Genomic DNA, 18,329 nt, shown 5'->3' on the forward strand with positions numbered 1-18,329 from the left:
CTACCGGGTGCGCTGCTGACTTCTCGGCTGCGCGGACCGGGCGGTGGCGGTGAGCCGTTGCCCGGTCCGGGGCCGCGCCCCCATCGGGCATGTTGTCACCGATGGTGTCCCGCCGAAGGCCGGTGACAACCAACCCCACAACCACCAAAACCACGATTTCGGTACGGACGCGGCACGCGATGGTTCCAGCCCGGTGCCGTCGTCCACCGGGCGCGCGGCGCCGATGCTCAGCGAGGCAGGCTGACGTGCAGGGTGGTTCCGCGACGGGGGCCGGCGTTCGGCGCGGCGCTGATGGTGCCGTGGTGGTACTGGGTGATCAATTGGGCGGTGGTCAGGCCCAGCCCGCTGCCGGGGATGGCGAGTTCGGTGGTGATCGCGCCGCGAAAGAAGCGTTCGAACACATGCGGAAGCTCGTCGGCCGGGATGCCGTAGCCGGTATCGCTGACGGCCAGGTCAACGGCCGTGTCGGTGCTGTCGAGCGTGACGATCACGGCACCGCCGTCCGGGGTGTAGGTGAGCGCGTTGTCCACCAGGACGGCGACCAGTTGCCGCATCCGGGCGTGGTCGGCGTGCTGCGTCGTACGGTCCGGCACCCGGCAGGTGAGGGTGATGTTCTTGCCGGCGGCCCGCGCGGCGGCTTGCCCGACGGCGTAGGTCACCACGGCGCTGAGGTCGACGTCGGCCGGATGCAGCGGGCTGTGTCCGGCGTCGAGAGCGGACAGGTCCAGCAGTTGCTCGACCAGCCGGCGTAGGCGTTCACCGCCCCGCCGGGCGCCGGTGATCAGCGGCCGCAGCTGCGCGGCCGGCGTGTCCGGGGCGGCGTCGTGCAGCTCGTCCAGGTACAGCAGAACGATCGAGATCGGGGTGCGCAGTTCGTGTCCGACCAGGTTGAGGTAGTCGTCCTTGGTGCGGTTGAGCAGTTGCTGGAGCCGGTCGGCCTGGCGTGCGGCGGTGATGTCGTGAAAGACGGCTACCGCGCCGAGCGGCTGCCCCTGGTCGCTGCTGATGGGGTGGCCGTTGATCCGGAACAGCCGCTGTTGCCCGTGGATGTGCAGCAGGTGTTCGGCACCCCGGACCGTCTCGCCGCGCAGTGCCCGCAGCAGGGACGTCTGGTAGGCGTGCACCGGGGTGCCCTCGGCGTCGGTGATCGGTAGCCGGGCGGCCCAGTCCTCGGCGCTGCCGGCCGGGTCGCCCCCACCGAGGCGCTCTCGCAGCGATCGGTTCACCAGGACCATCTGCCCGTCGGCGGCGCAGGCGGCCACCCCGGTGTCGAGGCTGTCGAGCAGGGTGTCCAGGAACACCCGCTGGTGGTGTTCGCGTTCCCGGCCGAGGTGTTCGGCGACGAACGCGGTGCACGCCTGCGCGCCGTCGTCGACGCCGGCCAGTTGTTCCGGCAGCCAGTCGCGACACTGGTTGTTCATGACGGCGCACACGCCGACGAGGTGACCATCGGGGTCGCGGATCGGGAATCCGGCGTAGCAGCGCAGATCGGTGGAGCGCACGGGCGCGTCGATCGGCACCCGGATGTCGGTCCGCGTGTCGCAGATGACGACCGGGAAGCCGCTGTGCAACACCAGGCCGGCCAGGGTCGAGGCGATCGGCGCGGACTGGCGTTGATTGAATCCCGGTGGCAGTCCGTGCCCGCCGATCAGGCGCAGATGCTGTCCGTCGGTGAGGTGGATCATCGCGCTGCTCGCCTGAGCGGCCCGGGCGATGACGGCTGCCATCCGGTCCGCGGAGTTCCGTGTCAGGCCGCCCGGCGCGAGCTCCAGCGCGGCCGCGGCCGGCCCCGAGGCCGCCGCGGCTGCCGTCGTCCGGTTCGGCTTGCCCCGCAGGCTCACACCTCATCATTGCCCGAACCGCCGTCGGCCGCGGGTCAATGCCGGCTTTGGCACCCGGGAGCGGGCCTGCCGCACGGTACGAACCTCTCGTGGGAGCCCAATCCGATCAGCTTTGTCGCGCGAAACCTGCCGCTCGAATAATGCCGATATGGGCGATCTGCAAGATCGTCCATCATTCGTCCACTTTAGTCGGCTGAGTACGCGCCTTCCACCGGACCTGCTAGGCAGGGGCCGGATGAAACCGACCCGGAAGGCGGAACCGATGCTGATCAAACGAATCGTCAGTGCCCTGACCGTCGCCGTCACGTTCGTCGCCGTCGCGCTGTGGATCTCGCCGGGCGCGGCGTCGGCGGACAGCGGCTGGTACCGGCTGAAACCGCGGGCGAACACCGGCGTGTGTCTGAACAACCCGAACAGCAGCATGGTCAACAACACCCAGATGATCATCTACACCTGCCACTCGATCTCCCAGGTGAACGAGCTGTGGTCGTTCATCCCGTCGGTCAACTTCGCGAGCGGCAAGTGGATCGAGAACATCGCCAGCAACAAGTGCCTGACGACGAAGAACGCGGACACCGCCCCGAACACCGTGGTCCTGCAGTTCACCTGTAACGACAACGGCAACGAGGTCTGGAAACCGACGCTCGCCCAGCGCGACGTCGACGGCCACGACTACTACGTGCTGAGCCCGGAGAACGCCGGCGACAGGTGCCTGGCCCCGCTCGGCAGCAGCACGGCGAGCGGCACGAAGATGGTCATCCAGGCGTGCACGTACTCCTACGCCCAGCAGTGGACCTGGTATTGATCGGCGGGCGGCTCAGTCGACGATGAACAGGGTGGCGCCGGTGACCGTGCTCGACCGGTGCGGCTCGCTGTCGTCGCCGACGGTGTAGCAGTCGCCGGGATCCAGTGTCGAGGTCCGGCCGTCGGCGAGCTCGGTGCGCAGGCTGCCCTCGACGCACAGCAGCACGTGGCCCTTCGTGCACCAGTGATCGGCGAGGTAACCGGGGCTGTAGCTCACCCGGCGAACCCGTACGTCGCCGAAGTTGTGGGTTTGCCATTGGGCCGTGCCGGTCTCACCCGGATGCAGCGTGACCGCCACCCGGTCCCAGTCGATGGTGCCGAACGGATGACGGGAGATGTGCACGCGCGCCCCTGAGCCGAGATCCACTGAAGATCCAGACTCTACCTTCGCCCGCCCGGGCCGCGCCGCCATCGGGCTACGGAGCGGGGCGAGTGACATTTATTGGACATATTTGGATAATTGACTCGTGACCGCTTCACTGGTGCGATCGGCGTCCTAGGGTACGGACATCCGCGCTCGCTGCTCCCGGCAGCGCGCGGCTGTCCCCTTGACCCGGCAGCATCAGGAGGCGCGGTGACCCGGCTGGGCGATTACCAGGTGAAGGCCGCGGACGGCGAGCGGACCCTGATGGTCAACGTCTCGGGTGCCGAGCACGGCTGGCCCATCTTCCTGCTGCACGGAACACCGGGCAGCAGGACCGGCCCGATGCCCCGGCCGGGGGCGCTCTACCGCCGGGGGATCCGGCTGATCTCGTACGACCGGCCCGGCTACGGTGGCTCCACCGAGCACCGTGGCCGCCGGGTCGTCGACGCCGCCGCGGATGTCCACGCCATCGCCGAGCAGCTGGGGCTGACCCGTTTCTCGGTGGTCGGCCGCTCCGGCGGCGGCCCGCACGCCCTGGCCGTCGCGGCCCGGCTGGCGTCCCGGGTGCACCGGGTCGCCACCCTGGTCAGCCTGGCGCCGAGCGCGCCGGACCTGGACTTCGCCGCCGGGATGACACCGGACAACGCCGCGGGGTTCGACCGCTCCGCCCAGCCCGAGGCCGCCGGTCTCAGCGAGCGCCTGCTCCGGCGGGCCCGGCGGGTCGCCGACGATCCGCGCGTCCTGCTCGACCAGCTGCTCGCCGACATGACCGACGCCGATCGGCTGATCGTCGAGGAGCCGGCCATCCAGCGGCTGCTGTTGATCTCGTACCGCGAGGCCGTCCGCAGCGGCCCGTACGGCTGGATCGACGACGTGCTGGCCCTGCGCCGGGACTGGGGGTTCGACGTCGGCGAGATCAAGCTCCCGGTCTACCTCTGGCACGGGGCGCAGGACAACTTCGCGCCGGCCGCACACGCGCGCTGGCTGGCCCGCAACATCCCCGGCGCGATCCTCGACATGCAGAGCGCACGGGCCCACTTCGGTGCCGTCGAGGCCCTGCCCAAGGTCCTGACCTGGCTGGCCGGCGGTGACCGGCCCGAGTCGTTCGAGATGCCGGAGATCGCCGGACCGGTCTCCGTCGAGCCGGTCTGATCCGTCAGAACGGCAGCGGATCGATCAATCGCGGCAGCAGGCGCCGGTTCGCGACGGCGGCGACCGCGGGATGCTCCGTGCCGCAACGCTCGCCGATCCGGCGCCCGATGGTGTCCGGATCGCCGCCCGCTCCGGTGCGTTCCAGCAGGATCGCCAGGTTGGCCTGGCAGCTCAGGGTGTCCGGATGGGTGGGGCCCAGCCTGGTGAGCGCGCGGTCGACGGTGGATCGCAGCGTGGTCAGAGCCGCGTCGTCGCGTCCCGTCCCGGCCAGGCAGACGGCGAGGTTGGTCTCGGCCGCCAGGGTGTACGGATGGTCCGCGCCGAGCGCTTCCGCGAACTGCCGGGCGGCCTGTCCGGCCAGGTCGTGCGCCGAGTCCCCGGCCTGCCCGGTCCCCGTCGCCAGCACGGCCATTGCCAGGTCGTTGACGCAGACCAGCGTGTGCGGATGCGCCGGGCCGAGCCGGCTCCGGTACGACTCGTGCACCGCCCGCAGTTCCGGCAGGGCCTGCTCGTCCGCGAAGCCGAGCAGGCTCACCGCCCGGCTGAGCCGGCAGGCGAGGGCCGGCACGCTGGGGGAGGCCTCGTTCAGGAGCCCGTACACGATGTCGAGCAGCCGCCGGCCCTCCTCGACCCGGCCGGCGGCGCGCAGCGAGATCGCGAGGTTGACCTGGGCGTTGAGGGTGTCCCAGGCCTCCGGGGCCAACTCCTCGGCGAGGGCCTGCGCGACGTGGCGCAGGTGGGCCACCGATCGCTGGTACTCGCCGGCCTCCCGCAGGTCGATACCGATGTTGGTCATCGAGAGCAGGGTGCCCGGGTGCCGCTCGCCGAGGACGTCCCGCCGTCCCGCCAGCACCTGCTGATCGAGCTCCAGGGCCCTCTCGTAGTCACCCGTCAGCCGCCAGGACGTGGCCAGATTGTTCAGGCTCGCCAGGGTTCGCGGGTGCTGCTCGCCGAACACGTTGCGCCAGCGTTCGTGGGTCGCCCGGTCCAGGTCGACGGCCTGCCGGTAGTGGCCCAGGCCGCGCAGGTCACCGCCGAGGCCGCCGGCGGTGGTGAGGGTGTGCGGGTGGTCGTCGCCGAGCAGCTCGCGTTGCTCGCCCAGGGTCGCCTCGTCGACCGCCCGGGACTCGGCGAAGTGGCCCAGCGAACGGATCAGGCCGGCCTGGTGGAACCGCAGATGCAGCAGCTGGCGGCGCAGAGCGCGCTGGTCGCGGTCGTCGCCGTCATCGCGGGACATCTCCTCCAGCTGTTTCTGCCAGGCGGCCTCGGTCTCCTCCGCCTGCTGAAGTCCGCGCGGGAAGTCGCCGGCCAGCCAGAGGTAGCGCACCCGCTCGATGAAGAGCTGACGCACCGAGGCGTCCGGACAGTTGATCGCGCCGGACTCGGGCAGATGCGGCCAGATCATCGCGAAGGCCGGCCAGTTCTGCGGGTCGTCGATCTCACCCCCGGGCCGGAACCGGGCCAGCGCGAGGTGTACCCGATGCCGGACCTCGCCCAGCTCCGGCTCGCTCATCCGGGCTCGGACGCTCTCCTGGATCAGGCGGTGCACGGTGACCCCGTCGGCTCGGGATTCGATCCGGGCCAGGGCGAGCCGGCTGAGTTCGCGGATCAGCCGCCCCCGCAGCAGCCGCTCGCTCAGTTCGGGATCGATCGGCAGCAGCTCCTGGTTGAGCTCGTCGCTGTAGACGAAGTCGAGGGCAACCGAGGCGTCCAGCACCGAGAGGAACTGCAACAACCGGTACGCGGCGGGCGACCGCCGCTCGAGTTCGTCGAGGGAGGCATCCCAGACGGCCGGCAGCGGCCGGTCCCGCGGCTCCCCGCCGGCCGACTCGTCGCCGGGCACCGTGAGTGGGACCAGCCCGCGGGTGCGCACCGCATCCAGGAACTCCTCGACCGGGAACCTCGTCTCGGCCAGGAACGCGGCGGCCGCGGCGACCGCGAGTGGCAGGTCCCCGAGCCGGGCGGCGACCTGGTCCGCCTCCTGCGGGCCGATCCTCGGCACCCGGGTGCGAAGCAGTTCGATGCTCTCGACCCGGGGGAACACGTCGACCGGGACGACCGCCGCGGCCGACCCACCCCAGCCCGGGCTGCGCGAGGTGACCAGGACGTGGCCGGACCCCGTGGGCAGCAACGGGCGAACCCGTTCGGGATCCTCCGCGTTGTCGAAGATGATCAGCCACCGGCGGTGCAGCGGATCGCGGCCGAGCGAGTCCAGGACGGTCCGGGCATTCTCGATCGAGGCGCCGGCGAGCGGGAGTCCCAGCCGCAGCCCGAGCTCGGCCAGCTGGGTGTCGACGAAGGTGACCGGGTCGGCCTTGACCCACCACACCACGTCGTAGGCGGCCCGGAACCGATGCGCGTACTCCAGCGCGATCTGGGACTTGCCGGCACCGCCCATGCCCTGCAGGGCGACGATCGACACCGGACCGGAGCCGCCGGCCAGCAGCTGACGCCGGACCTCGCTCAGCTCGGACTCCCGGCCGGTGAACCGCTGGTTGCGCGGATCCAGGTTGGACGCGAGGGGCTCGTCGAGCGGGTATCGGACGGCGCCGGGCCCGACCGCCCCGGCGTGTCCGACCAGGCGCAGCACGGCCTGGATCGCGTCCTGTTCGCCGAGCCCGGTCAGGAAGGTCGCACGCCGGTCGGCCGGCGGCGCGGTCCGTGCGCTGCCGGTGACAACGACCGCCAGGGCGGTGGGCCGCAGCCGGCTGACCGAGCTCAGCCGCGGATCGCCCTCGACCTCGGAGCGCTCCGACACGATCAGCAGGTCCCGATGGCCGCCGGTGTCCGCCTCCGGGTCCGCACCCGGGTCGGCGACCCGGATGCCGGCCCGGTTCAGCACGTCGGTCAGCCATTCGGCCCAGATCCGGTCGCCGCGGGCGTACCACAGCGCGATGCCGCGCTCGGCCACGGTCAGCCGCCGCTCGAACATCTCGTTGACCCGTTGCCGTACGTCCGGGTCCATCCTCGGCAGGGCCGACACCTCGCCGTCGGTGAGCCGGCTCGTCAGCAGCTCGTACGCCGCCAGCAGCGTGCCCTGGGCGCCGGGCGTGTCGCCGATGGCCGCCAGCCGCTCCTCGTAGTTGTAGTACGCCTGGTAGGGAACGAAGACCTGATCCCAGTACGCCTCGCGGGCCGCCCGGTCCGGGGCCTCCGGCAGGCCTTCGAAGCGCTCCTTGGCGAACGCCCGGGCGGCGTCGGACCGGTCCTTCTCGGCGGCGTCGATCCGCATCGGCACCGGCAGGATGCGCACGTGCCGCTGGTGGTCCTCGACCTGCCGGGCCACCGTGGCCGAGCCCTCGATGCTCTGCTCGTTGAGGGTGAAGCAGACCACCAGCGTGTCCGGCATGTGCACGGTGCAGACGTCGGCGATGTCGCTGTATCCGGTGCGGCTGTCGATCAGCACGTAGTCGTAGTCGCTCTTCATCCGCGCGCGCAGCGCGTCGAGGAAGTGGCCGCCGGCGTGCCGTTCGTAGAAGTCGTCCCAGTCGAGCCCGGCGAGCACGGTGGCGTAGTCCCGGTTCAGGCGCCCGGCCGCCAGCAGGTCGAGCCGCCCCGGAGCGGGGAACCCCGCCCACCGCAGCGGGATCACCCGATCGGCCAGGTCGGCGTGCCGGGCATAGTCGGGTTCATCCAGGTCGATCTCGTCGCGGCGGGCCATGTGGTCCTGGAAGTCCTGGATCAGGCCGATCACGGTGCGCCGGCGCTTGATGGCGTCCCGGTCGAGGAACGGCGAGAAGTACCGGTTCAGCGCGGGCGACTCCAGGTCCCAGTCCACGGCGAGCACCCGTTTGCCGTTCGCGGCCAGGATCCAGGCGACGTTGGCGAGCGCCATGGTGCGGCCGGTGCCGCCCTTGAACGAGTAGAACGTGACGACCTTGCCGAGCGGTTCCGTCGTCATCGTGGCTCGTCCCTGGTGGGCCGGCGCCGTGGCTCGGCCGTGGCCAGCCTCGGCTTCTTCGGGTACCGCCGGGGCATGTCGTGCAGGTAGCGGCTGCGGGCCTGGGTGAGCAGGCCCGGCAGGAACTCCGCGAGGGCCCCGGCGTGATCGGCGACCGGCAGGGCCGATCCGGCGCCGAGCGCATCGAGACGGGCCCGCAGTTGCCGCGCCTCGGCCGGCCGGTCGCGGTCGGCGATCACCAGGGGGAGCACCCACCGGGGCAGCGCGCGCAGCACGCCGGCGAGCTGCTCGCGCCGGTCCGGGTCCGCGGCCAGTCCCGCGTCGATCAACAGGACCGCGGGCCGGCGCTGCCAGAGCCGCACCGCGCCCGGCATGGTCACCACGGCGGCCGTGAGGTCCAGCCGCCGGGCCACGCCCCGGGCGTGCTCGGCGATCGAGTCGTGCGGCGCGCCCGAGTACGGCGCCCACTGCTCCGCGGTGGTGCCGGCGGCCGGGTGGACCGCGATCAGCACGGCCGCGCCGGCCGGGCCGACCGGGCTGTCCGCCGCGACCTCGGGCACCTCCGAGGGGCCGATCGGCGCGCGCTCGGCGGTCCGCACGATCCGGTCCGCCACCCGGTCGACGATGGTCCGGTACGCGTGGTCGAGCCGCCCGGCGTGACACAGCACCCCGAGCCCGAGCTCCTTGTACCGCGGGACGTCGTCGTCGAGGCCCCGCAACCCGAACTGCTCGGCGTCCTCGCCGGGCAGCCACAGCACGGGTTTGATCCGATCGGCCGGATCGGCGTGGGCCAGCTCCACGCGTTTGGCGAAGCAGCGGCGCTCCCACGCGGTCCAGTCGCTGCGGGCGTATCGCGCCGAGCACAGCGGCACGAGCACCTCGGCCCGGCCGAGTCCACGGCGGACCGCGGCCCGCTCGTCGGCGCCCGGATCGAGCACGCCGTCGTAGAGGCCGACCTGCGGCGAGCCGCCGCGGGCCAGCCGTCCCACCGATGCGGACAGGTCGGTGAAGAACGTGTGGACCAGGCCGTCGCGGCGCTCGAACGGCCGGCCGAACGCCGGTGGGACCTTCGCGTAGCTGAGGTAGAAGTACAGACTTCCGGGCGGGACCATCGGGCGCACCCTTCCTGCAGGTACCGTTCCTCAGCGTATCGGCCATAGTTGGTCAATGCGTCGGTCCCGACCGGGGGTCGGGGGCCTCGCGAGCGGTCTTCGAGGCCGGGGAACGCCGGGGTTTCTGGTCGGGGCCGGGCGCGTCTTGTCCACGGGTGTGGTGCGTGCCGTCTCGACCGGGCCGTGTTGTTCCCTGACGCCCGTGGTGTGGGGTGCGGCCTGGCCGGTAGTTTCCCGGGCACGATCCGCTGGTCGTGTCCGGGTGACACCTGACCGTCGCCGCGCCGTGAAGCCGTGGGCGCGTCGTGCGATCACCACCGCGGCGGCGTGATGCCGGGTCGCGGTGGGAGTCTTGCTGGTGAGGGCGGGTTTCCAGTGCTGGCCGCCCCATTTGGAGGTGTATGCGGGGTCGACGGCGATCACTGCGATCCCGGCGGTGGAGGCCATGCCGGCGAGACGGTCCCGGAACTGTGCGGTGGGGATCCCTGCGACCGTGCGCCGGAACCGCTTGCCGCGCACCGCGGCCGAGGGTCTCCCGGCCGGTGGCACGGGCGTCGGCGAAGCCCAGGTTCTCGACCGCGATCGCCGGGCAGCCGTGCAGGTGCGCAAGGTGCAGGGCGTGGCTGATCGCGGCGCGCAGCCGTCCGTCACGCTGTGAAGCCGGGCCGGAAAGGTCGAGCGGGATGGTGATCGGGGCGCCGACCGGGTTGCCGTGCGCGTCGATGACATGCGCGGCGAGATGATCCGCGTTCAGGTCGATACCCAGCAACCTGCCGCCGGCGAGCGCGTCCAGGCCGGGCGTGTAGGCCGGAACTGTCCAGGACGCGTCCAGGTACCAGCGGCCCCGCACCGCATCGAAGCGGATGTCGTAACGCACCGACCGGTCGGCGGTGACCCGGTCGGCCCACTGCCCGGCCCGATGCGTGAACGCGACCGGTTCGGTGAGCCGGTATCGCCCGCGTCCGGCGTTCGCCAGATGCTTGAGCTGGGACGGGAGCGCGATCGACACGACGCCGCCGGGCGTGACGGTGATCGTGTAGTTGCCGTGCGGGACACCGGTCTCGCCGTCGGCGGTCAGGAACATGCGGGACGCGTCCCACCGGGCCCGCCACTGCGCCGCGGTGAGCCCGGCGCTGCCGAGCCGGTGGCGGGTCTTGGCCAGCCGCCGTCCGCCCGCAACGATCGCCGGACGACCATCGGCCAACCGATCTCGGGCGGCGGTGTGGCGGGCGGCCACGGCTTGGCGGCGCTGTTGCTTGGCGGCCCGCTCGCGGCGGCTGGCATAACCGAATGTCCGGCCGGCCCGGCCGCCGACCGGGGCGCCGATCCGCCCCTCCAGGACGGTCAGGGCCTTGCTCAGGCTCGACACGTCGGCTTTGAGAGCCCGCATGCCGAGTTGGTATTGGTCTTCGGCGGTCCGGGTGATCGAGCCGGCCCACCGGGAGGTCGTGACCGCGGTCAACTCCCGCTTACGTCGCGCGCGCTGGGCGTCCTTGCCGGACACGTTGCCGAGCCGGACACGCCTGGCCAGATCAGCCCGGTACAGCCCACCGAGGAAGGCTCCGACCTGTGCCAGGACAGCAGCCTCGCCGGTGCTGGGCCGCAGCCTAGTCCGGATGCGGGTGCCCGTAGGCGGGGCGACGACGAACGGCGCCGCGATCGGCCGCAACGCCTTCCTCCGCCGCTTCGCCTTCACCCGGCGAATAGTACATCCGTTCGACGGCGGCCAACAATGACCAACAACCTGGTAAGCAGTTTGGGAACCCGTGCATCGTAGAGAGCCGTCACGATGCGTGTCGACACCCGGACGGGTTCACCCGGCGATCTGGTCGAGGACCGCGGTGTACCGGATCCGCCGGTCCGGCCGGGCGTGGGCGGCCGCCCGGGTGAGCGCCGGAACCGCCGCCGGTCCGAACCGGACGAGCCCGTCCGCGGCGGCCCGCCGCACCGTGACGTGCGAATGCCCGAGCAACTCGACCATCGCCGCGATCGCCGGCCGATACCCGGCATGGCTGAGCGTGTTGATCGCCGACCGGACCACACCGGGCTCGGGATCGTCGAGCAGCACCACGGTGTGCCCCAGATAGGTGGCCCGGCTCAGCGCCCGCCGCCCGATGCGATGCGCGTGCAGCCGCACCCGCGCCTGCGGATGCTCCAGCAGCCCGGCCAGCAACTTCTCCAGTTCCGGATCGTCCGGACAGGTCTCGGCGAACAGCGTCAGCGCCCGCCGCACCTGCTCGGCCCGACCGGTTCGGATCAGCTCGACCAGCTCCTGCCGCGACGGCCCGCCGGCGGCCGGCGCCGGCCGCTCCCGCAGCGCCGCCAGCGCGGCGGCGTCCTCGGCTGCAGCGCCCGGATCGCGTAGCGGCCCGTCCACCAGCACCAGCGGATCCTCGCGCCCCTCGGCCCGCAGCCGCCGGGAGAGCTCGGTCAACGCCGGCGTACGCAGCAGCGGCCGCCCGGCCAGCAGATCGAGGAACCCCCAGGCCCCGGCGTCGAGCCGCTCGCGCAGATTCTCGGCCAGCGCGTCGGCGGATCCGGGAGACCCGCGCAGCGCGCGCCCGGCGGCCGCCCGGGTGCGGGCGTCATCGTGCTCCCACCACTGCAGCAGCGCCGGCACAAGCCGTTGAAAGGCCGCCGCGTCGAGCTGCCACGCCAGCCGAGCTGTCCGTTCCGGATCGGCGCCGGCCTCGATGAAGTCCACCGTGCCGGTGATCGTCACATCGACCCGCCCGTGCAGGAACGCGTGCACCACGGCCTGCCGGATCTCCGGCTCGGGCCACTCCAGCAACGCCACGGCCGCGGCATCGCGCCGGCTCGCGTCCGCCGATTCCAGAAGAGCCAGCAGACGTGCGCGCTGGGCCGCCGACCGCGGTTGATCCAGGTCACCGTCGTGCGGCTGCCGGGCAACCTCGGCGGGGCGTCGCGCGCTCTCGGCGATCGTCCATCGTGGCGCGTCGATCGGCTGCAGGGCCTCCATCCAGTCGAGCAGCACGCCGCGAACATCCTGACCCGCCGCCGGGAACACCGCGATCAGCGCGTTGAGTCGCGCCGCCGAGGCCACCGTGCGATCACCATCAAAAGACCGAAATTCCTTGATTTGGTACGTCGTGCGCACCGCCGCCTCGACCGCGACCCGCCACGCCGCGTCCTCGTCCGGCCCGGGCTCGAACGCCTCCCGCAGCAGAGCCGTCTCGGCGAGCCACGGATCAGGCCCCAGCCGCGCCGCGGCGAGCGCCTGCTCCACGTCCGTACGAGTCAGAATCGCACCGCACCGCCGAAGCAGCGCCAGCGGCGAGCGCCGCCCGCCCGCGCTCGGCGCCAGCCCCCGGATCCGCGCGGCCACCTCCAGCGCCCGCGCCGCTTCCATGGCCGGCACGACCGCCTCCAGCACCGCGAACAGCTCGTCGCGCTCACCCGCCAGCCCGTCGACCAGCGCGGGGACCGCCCGCCCGAACGCGTCGACCTCGCCGGCCGACCACGGCGCGGGGCAGATCCGCAGCGCCAGCCGCAGCGCGCCCGTCCGGACCTCCGGCACCAGCGTGGCCAGCCGGAGCCACCCGGCCAGCGTCGGCCGCAGCCGGTCGAGCTGCCCGGCGCCCAGCGACGCGCTGCGGTCCAGGATCCGCCGGGCGATCCCGTCGTCCCAGTCGTCGAGCGTGAGCAGGTCGATGTCGTCGTCGCCGGGGGTCACGGCCGGCCCGGCCGGCGCCGCGATCCCGTGCGCCGCCAGCTGCGCCGCCAGGTCCTCGACCGTCCCGGCGCCCAGTGGCACCCGGCCCGCGGCGACCAGCTCCAGCAGCATCGGCGCGACCGGCGAGCCCTGCTCGGCCAGGGCGCCGACCGCGCGCGCCGACAGCGCGTGCCCGAGCCCGTCGAGCAGCAGCTCGCGCGTCCGGTCGTCGCCGGCCCGCTCCGCCGCCGCGAGCACGGTCGCCGGGTAGGCGGTGCCCAGGACGGCCCGCAACGCCTCGACCAGGGTGGCCCGCAGGCCCGGGTTGTCGTGGTGGCCGAGCCAGAACAGCAGCGCGGGCACCGCGGCCGGCGTGCCGGCCCGCACGAGCGCCGCGGCGGCGGTCTTCTTGACGTTCATCACCGGGTGTTGCAGGCACGCCGCGATCGCCGGGGCGGCCCACCGGGCCCGCAGCTCGCCCAGCGCGAGCAGCGCCGACCGGACGGTCTGCGGGTCCGGCGCGGTGGTCAGCGCGATCAGGCTCGCCGAGAGCGCCTCGGCGTCGTCGCCGGTGAGCACGGCGATGACGTGCTTGCGGACGTGCGGGTCGGGGTGCCGCAGCAGCCGGTGCACGCGGGCGCGGGTGCCGGGGTACGGGGCTTCGCGCAGCAGCGCCAGCAGCACGGCCCGTTCCGGGTCGGACAGATCGGGGCGGTCGAGCAGGTCCAGCGCGATCGTCGCGACCAGCGCGTGCCCGGCGGCGTCCGCGCTGCTCGCCGCGCGCAGGCAGAACGGCCGCAGCTTGCCGCGCTCGTGCAAGCGGGCACCGAGCGCGTGCACGGCGGCCACCACCTCGCCGGGCACGGCGGGTTCGCCCGGTTCGGTCCGTACCGTCACATCGGCCGTGACGCGCAGCAGGAGATCGGCGATGGCCGGCAGCACCGTCGCGTCGCCGTTGCGGGCCAGCCGGATCAGCGTCCGCACCGCGTCGCCGGGATCGGCCCCGGCCCCGGCCCGGGCCGGTTCGCCGCGGTCGACACCGGCGCTGAGCAGGGCCAGTTCGTCGCGGTCGGGTCCGCCGAGGTCGCTCCGGATCCGGCGCGGCACGTCGCGCGGGTCGAGCCGGGCCAGGATCGCGCGCCGCAGGCCGGGCTCGTCGGCGAGATGCCAGAGCAGTTCGAGCGCGCGATGGCGCACCGGACGCAGATGCGCCGCGACGCCATCACCGGCCGGGCCCAGTCCGAGCCCGTCCCGGAGCACGGTCACAGTCGGCGCACCGCCGATGGCTTCGAGCGCGTCCAGCGCCGCCGCGGGCGCCCGGGGCAGCAGGTCGAGAACCGCGGTTTCCGCCGGCTGGTAGCCCAGCGTACGGATCGCGGCCAGGAGGACCTCGGGACGCGAGGCCGAGGGCAGCAGCCGGGTGACGGCGTCACCCACCGCGAGGTCGTCGCTGCCCTGCTGGGCGAGAGCGACCAGCAGCGCCAGCCGCCGCGGCCACCCCGGATCGTCGGCTTCCCCGCTCACCAGCGCGTCGAACGCCTGGTGCCGGCAGGTGAACAGGATCGTGGCGACCCGCGCCGCGTCGATCGTGTGGTCGGCGAGCGCCAGGGCCACCACGGCGGCCGCGTCGTCACCGCCGGGGAACAGCCCGCGCCGGTGCATCGCCCGCAGGCAGTCGACCGCGGCCGCGCCCAACAGCAGCGGGTCGGCGTTCGCGGTCGCGATCAGCTCCGGGAGGTGCTCGCGCCCGGCCAGCTCGCCCAGCGCCCGCAGCGCCGCCTGCCGCGCCCGTGGCGGCCGGGCCTCGTCGGCGAGGATGTCCCGCAGCAGCTCCGGGTGCCCGTGCCGGGCCGCGACCGCGATCACGTCGTCGACGGCCGGCAGGCGCTCGCGGGGGATCGGCGTCACCGCGGCCCAGGGCTCGGCCAGCTCACGCAGCGCGGCGGCGGCGCTCGGGCCGTCGAGCAGCTCGACCAGGTGCTCGCGGGCCCGGCCCGGGGCCAGCAGCGCGCCGTGCACCCCCTCCCGGATCAGGCGCACCGCGGCTTCCCGCAGCACCGGATCCCCACTGGCGGCCAGCTCACGCACCAGTTCCTCGGGCCGGACCGCGTCCGCGGCGGTGATCGACTCGACGGCCTGGTAGAGCAGCTCACCGGCCGGTTCGTGCCGTACGGTCGCCGGCTCGTTGCGGAGCTCGGTGCGCAGCCAGGCGATCCGCACCCGGGCCGGCAGGCCGGCGGTCCGCCACCGCGGCCGGGCGGCGTAGCGCCAGAGCCGGTGACAGAGCTCGGCCAGCAGCAGCGCGGTCTCCGGCGGCCCGTCCGGGGTCCGCGGCAGCAGCTCGGCCAGTTCGGCGAGCTCGGCCGGGTCGGCCCGGTGCGCCGAGAGCCGCGCGTCGAGGCGGTCCAGGCCCAGGTGCCGCAGCCGCGGATCCGCGTGGCGGACCAGCAGCCGCAGCACCGCCGGCGTGCACCTGCCGGCGCCGAGGTGGGCGCTGAGCCAGTCGAGGTCGGCACGGTGCACGGCCGCCCGGACCGGCCCGCTCACCGGTGTCATCGGAGCCCTTCGACCGGCCGGGTGGCGAGCTTCGTGGGCAGTGCAGCAACCATGTCCGGCACCGTACCGTCCGTCGCGCCGCGGCCGCGCCCGTAGGCGTTCCAGCCGGCGATCGACGCGATGCCGGCCCCGCCGACCGGGCCTGTCGTCGATGGCCGTTGCTGGCTTACTCTGTGCACAGCCGTCACCGCGGCGGTGCAAGCTTGCCGGAAGGGTCCTCATGTCGGCCGATGAGCGGGACCAACCGGGGGAGCCCGCCGAGGCGGCTTCCCGGCTCACGTTTCCGGATCTGCCTCGCCTGGAGCTGGACCAGCTGCTGAGTCAGCTGGTCGGCCGGGCCGAGGAGGTGATGGCCACACAAGGCCGGCTGCGCGGCCTGCTGCGGGCGAACCGGTTGATCGTCGGTGAGCTGAAACTGCCCGTGGTGCTGCAGCATGTCGCCGAGGCCGCCCGGGAGCTGGTCGGCGCCCGCTACGCGGCGCTGGGCATCATCGCCCCGGGCGGGGGGCTGAGTGAGTTCGTGCACGTCGGCATGCCGGACGACGCGGTCGACCGGATCGGGCATCTCCCGCACGGCAAGGGCCTGCTCGGCGCGCTGATCGACGATCCGCGGCCGATCCGGTTGCGCCGCATCGCCGACGACGCCCGGTCCTCGGGTTTTCCGTCCGGGCATCCGCCGATGGACAGCTTCCTCGGCGTGCCGATCGAGATCCGCGGAACGGTCTTCGGCAACCTGTACCTGGCCGAGAGCGACAAGGGCGAGTTCAGCCAGGAGGACGAGGAACTGGTCCGCGCGTTGGCGGCGACCGCGGCGGTAGCGATCGAGAACGCCCGGCTGTATGAGTTCGCGCGGGGCCGCGGCGAGTGGTTGCAGGCCTCCGCGGCGATCACCGCGGAGCTGCTGGCCGCCGACGACCAGGAGGGCACGGCGCTGCGTCTGATCGCCGACCGCAGCCGCGAGCTGGCCCGGGCCGACCTCGTGGTCGTGGTGCTGCCGGTGCCCTCCGGGGATGCGCTGGGTATCGAGGTGGCCGTCGGCGACGGCGCCGACGGCCTGGTCGGCCGGGTGCTGCCGATGGACGGTTCACTGAGCGGCAAGGTCTACCGGGAAGGGGAGCCGCTACGGCTGAACGAGCCGCACGAAGCCGGCATCAGTCCGGCGCCGGTCGGCGCCCTGGACGTGGGACCGACCATGATGCTGCCGCTGCGCGGCCCGTCGCGGGTGCTCGGCGTGCTCGGCGCGTTCCGCCGCCGCGGGTCGGCCGGCTTCGCCGCCGAGGAGCTCGAGATGGCCGGCAGTTTCGCCGCGCAGGCCGCGGTCGCCATCGAGCTGTCCGAGGGCCGGGCGGAGCAGCAGCGCGCCGCGATGCTCGACGATCGCGAGCGGATCGCCGCCGACCTGCACGACCACGTCATCCAGAAACTGTTCGCCGCCGGCCTGTCGCTGCAGACGGTCGCCGCCCGGGTCGGGCCGGGCGCCGCCGGCGACCGCATCGGCACGGTCATCGACGAGCTCGACGACACCATCGGCCAGATCCGCACCACGATCTTCGCGTTGCAGCAGAGCCGGCGCCACGACGCCGGCACCACCCGGTCCCGGCTGCTGGAGCTGGTCGTCCAGTCCCGCGATACGCTCGGGTTCGAGCCGTCGCTGCGGTTCTCCGGCCTGCTCGACACGGTTCGCGGTGAGCTGGTCGACGACCTGGTGGCGGTCCTGCGCGAGGCGCTGTCCAACGTCTCCCGGCATGCCAGGGCGCGTTCGGTGGAGGTGACCGTTGCCGCCGCCGACGGGTGGCTGACCCTGCAGGTGTGCGACGACGGCATCGGATACGCCGCCAACGGCCGCAGCAGCGGGCTGGCCAACCTCCGGCAGCGGGCCGAGCGTCACGGCGGCACGCTGACCGTCGAGGCCGGCGCGAACGGCGGCACCGTCCTGACCTGGTCGGTGCCCTGCTCCTGACCCGCGGGTCCGCGGGTACAACGCCGGGACCAGCAGGCACGCGACTGCCAGCCCGAGGAACTGGGCCAGCAGGAAGGCCGGCACGTCGGCCGGCGCGATACCGGACTCGGTGCTGGTCAGCGTGCGGGCCAGGGTGACCGCCGGATTGGCGAAGCAGGTCGACGACGTGAACCAGCAGGCGGCGCCGATGTACGCGCCGACGGCGGCCGGGCCGTGGGCGCCGCGACCGGTGCGGACCAGCGCGGCGATCAGCACCAGGAGGCCGGCCGTGGCGACCACCTCGCTGAGCATCAGATGCCGGCCGGCGCGGGCGGTGCTCGCGACGGTGATCGCGGGCCGGTCGAACATCAGATTTCCCAGCACGGCGCCGGCGGCGGCGCCGGTGAGTTGGGCGCCGGCATAGCCGGCCAGCTCACCGGTGGTGAGCCCGGTGCCGGTGCGACGGCCGAGGAACCAGTCCGCGGCGGACACCACGGGATTGAAGTGCGCCCCGGAGACCGGGGCCAGGGCGACGATGATCGCGGCGAGGGCGAGCGCGACCGTGCTGGAGTTCTCCAGCAGCCGTAGCCCGGCATCGTGGGGCGAGAGCTCGGCGGCCATGGCGCTCACCCCGACCACGGCCACCAGGAGGAGCATCGTGCCGAGCAGCTCGGCGAGCAGCCGGCGCCACAGCGGTGGGATCTCCATGAGCGGCTCCGGGGTAGGGGCGACGCCCGGCCGTGAGCGCCGGTGCGCCGCCACCGTAGGCCCGATGCCGGGCGGCCGGACAGGGCTTTCGGCCCGGTTGGTGGCGGGCCGTAGTCCTCGAACACGACGACGGAAAAGCCTTCTCGCGACCGGGACCGATGGCCCCGACGGAAGGTCTGACGGTTCTGTCCGGGCAGGTCGCTCCGGCCATACCGTCAGGTGTGGCCGGGCCGCGTTTCAGCCGCTCGGCAACGATCAAGCCGTTGACCAGGAGGTGGG

General features: G+C 73.3%; 9 protein-coding genes and 1 pseudogene. 3 read left to right on the plus strand and 7 right to left on the minus strand.

The features are described 5' to 3' along the window. Nucleotides 1-227 precede the first annotated feature (227 nt). Complete coding sequence (locus L3i22_RS22095) at nucleotides 228-1,841, minus strand: ATP-binding protein (protein WP_255658483.1); 1,614 nt, start codon at nucleotides 1,839-1,841, stop codon at nucleotides 228-230. Nucleotides 1,842-2,103: 262 nt separating this feature from the next. Here L3i22_RS22095 and L3i22_RS22100 point away from each other — a divergent pair, with 262 nt between their 5' ends. Continuing rightward, nucleotides 2,104-2,646 (plus strand): RICIN domain-containing protein, encoded by a 543-nt coding sequence (locus L3i22_RS22100; RefSeq protein WP_221328856.1) that lies wholly within the window; start codon nucleotides 2,104-2,106, stop codon nucleotides 2,644-2,646. Nucleotides 2,647-2,658: 12 nt separating this feature from the next. Here the strand turns inward: L3i22_RS22100 and L3i22_RS22105 are convergent, their stop codons facing one another. After that, nucleotides 2,659-2,988: a DHCW motif cupin fold protein gene (locus L3i22_RS22105; protein ID WP_221328857.1), complete on the minus strand. Its 330-nt coding sequence runs from the start codon at nucleotides 2,986-2,988 to the stop codon at nucleotides 2,659-2,661. 231 nt (nucleotides 2,989-3,219) lie between these two features. Here L3i22_RS22105 and L3i22_RS22110 point away from each other — a divergent pair, with 231 nt between their 5' ends. After that, the gene (locus tag L3i22_RS22110) at nucleotides 3,220-4,161 is read left to right on the plus strand and encodes an alpha/beta fold hydrolase (protein WP_255658484.1); all 942 of its coding nucleotides are present in this window, start codon (nucleotides 3,220-3,222) and stop codon (nucleotides 4,159-4,161) included. A 4-nt stretch (nucleotides 4,162-4,165) separates the two neighbouring features. On the opposite strand, the gene fxsT is transcribed toward L3i22_RS22110, so the two are convergent. The 4 genes from fxsT to L3i22_RS22130 all read right to left on the minus strand — a co-directional run bounded on the left by fxsT (nucleotide 4,166) and on the right by L3i22_RS22130 (nucleotide 15,403). Beyond that, nucleotides 4,166-8,062 carry an FxSxx-COOH system tetratricopeptide repeat protein gene (gene fxsT, locus L3i22_RS22115; protein ID WP_221328858.1) on the minus strand — a complete coding sequence of 1,299 codons (3,897 nt, stop codon included), beginning with the start codon at nucleotides 8,060-8,062 and terminating at the stop codon, nucleotides 4,166-4,168. Next, nucleotides 8,059-9,174 (minus strand): hypothetical protein, encoded by a 1,116-nt coding sequence (locus L3i22_RS22120; RefSeq protein WP_221328859.1) that lies wholly within the window; start codon nucleotides 9,172-9,174, stop codon nucleotides 8,059-8,061. The genes fxsT and L3i22_RS22120 overlap by 4 nt, the downstream gene beginning before the upstream one ends. A gap of 52 nt (nucleotides 9,175-9,226) precedes the next feature. Continuing rightward, nucleotides 9,227-10,870 (minus strand): hypothetical protein, encoded by a 1,644-nt coding sequence (locus tag L3i22_RS22125; RefSeq protein WP_221328860.1) that lies wholly within the window; start codon nucleotides 10,868-10,870, stop codon nucleotides 9,227-9,229. Between the two features lie 117 nt (nucleotides 10,871-10,987). After that, on the minus strand, nucleotides 10,988-15,403 hold the full coding sequence (locus tag L3i22_RS22130) for a HEAT repeat domain-containing protein (RefSeq protein ID WP_221328861.1): 4,416 nt from the start codon (nucleotides 15,401-15,403) through the stop codon (nucleotides 10,988-10,990). A gap of 220 nt (nucleotides 15,404-15,623) precedes the next feature. Here L3i22_RS22130 and L3i22_RS53615 point away from each other — a divergent pair, with 220 nt between their 5' ends. After that, nucleotides 15,624-17,363, plus strand: coding sequence for a GAF domain-containing protein (locus L3i22_RS53615; protein WP_255658485.1), 1,740 nt, complete (start codon nucleotides 15,624-15,626; stop codon nucleotides 17,361-17,363). A 234-nt stretch (nucleotides 17,364-17,597) separates the two neighbouring features. Here L3i22_RS53615 and L3i22_RS53620 read toward each other — a convergent pair. After that, a pseudogene (locus tag L3i22_RS53620) lies at nucleotides 17,598-18,050 on the minus strand (aquaporin); the annotation flags it as partial. Nucleotides 18,051-18,329 lie beyond the last annotated feature (279 nt).

Origin of the sequence: Actinoplanes sp. L3-i22 (assembly GCF_019704555.1) — a bacterium.
Classification (GTDB): domain Bacteria; phylum Actinomycetota; class Actinomycetes; order Mycobacteriales; family Micromonosporaceae; genus Actinoplanes.

Coding starts and splice junctions, on each gene's coding strand:
- fxsT (WP_221328858.1), bottom strand. CDS start 8,062: ATGACGACGGAACCGCTCGGCAAGGTCGTCACGTTCTACTCGTTCAAG.
- L3i22_RS22130 (WP_221328861.1), bottom strand. CDS start 15,403: ATGACACCGGTGAGCGGGCCGGTCCGGGCGGCCGTGCACCGTGCCGAC.
- L3i22_RS53615 (WP_255658485.1), top strand. CDS start 15,624: ATGTCGGCCGATGAGCGGGACCAACCGGGGGAGCCCGCCGAGGCGGCT.
- L3i22_RS22100 (WP_221328856.1), top strand. CDS start 2,104: ATGCTGATCAAACGAATCGTCAGTGCCCTGACCGTCGCCGTCACGTTC.
- L3i22_RS22120 (WP_221328859.1), bottom strand. CDS start 9,174: ATGGTCCCGCCCGGAAGTCTGTACTTCTACCTCAGCTACGCGAAGGTC.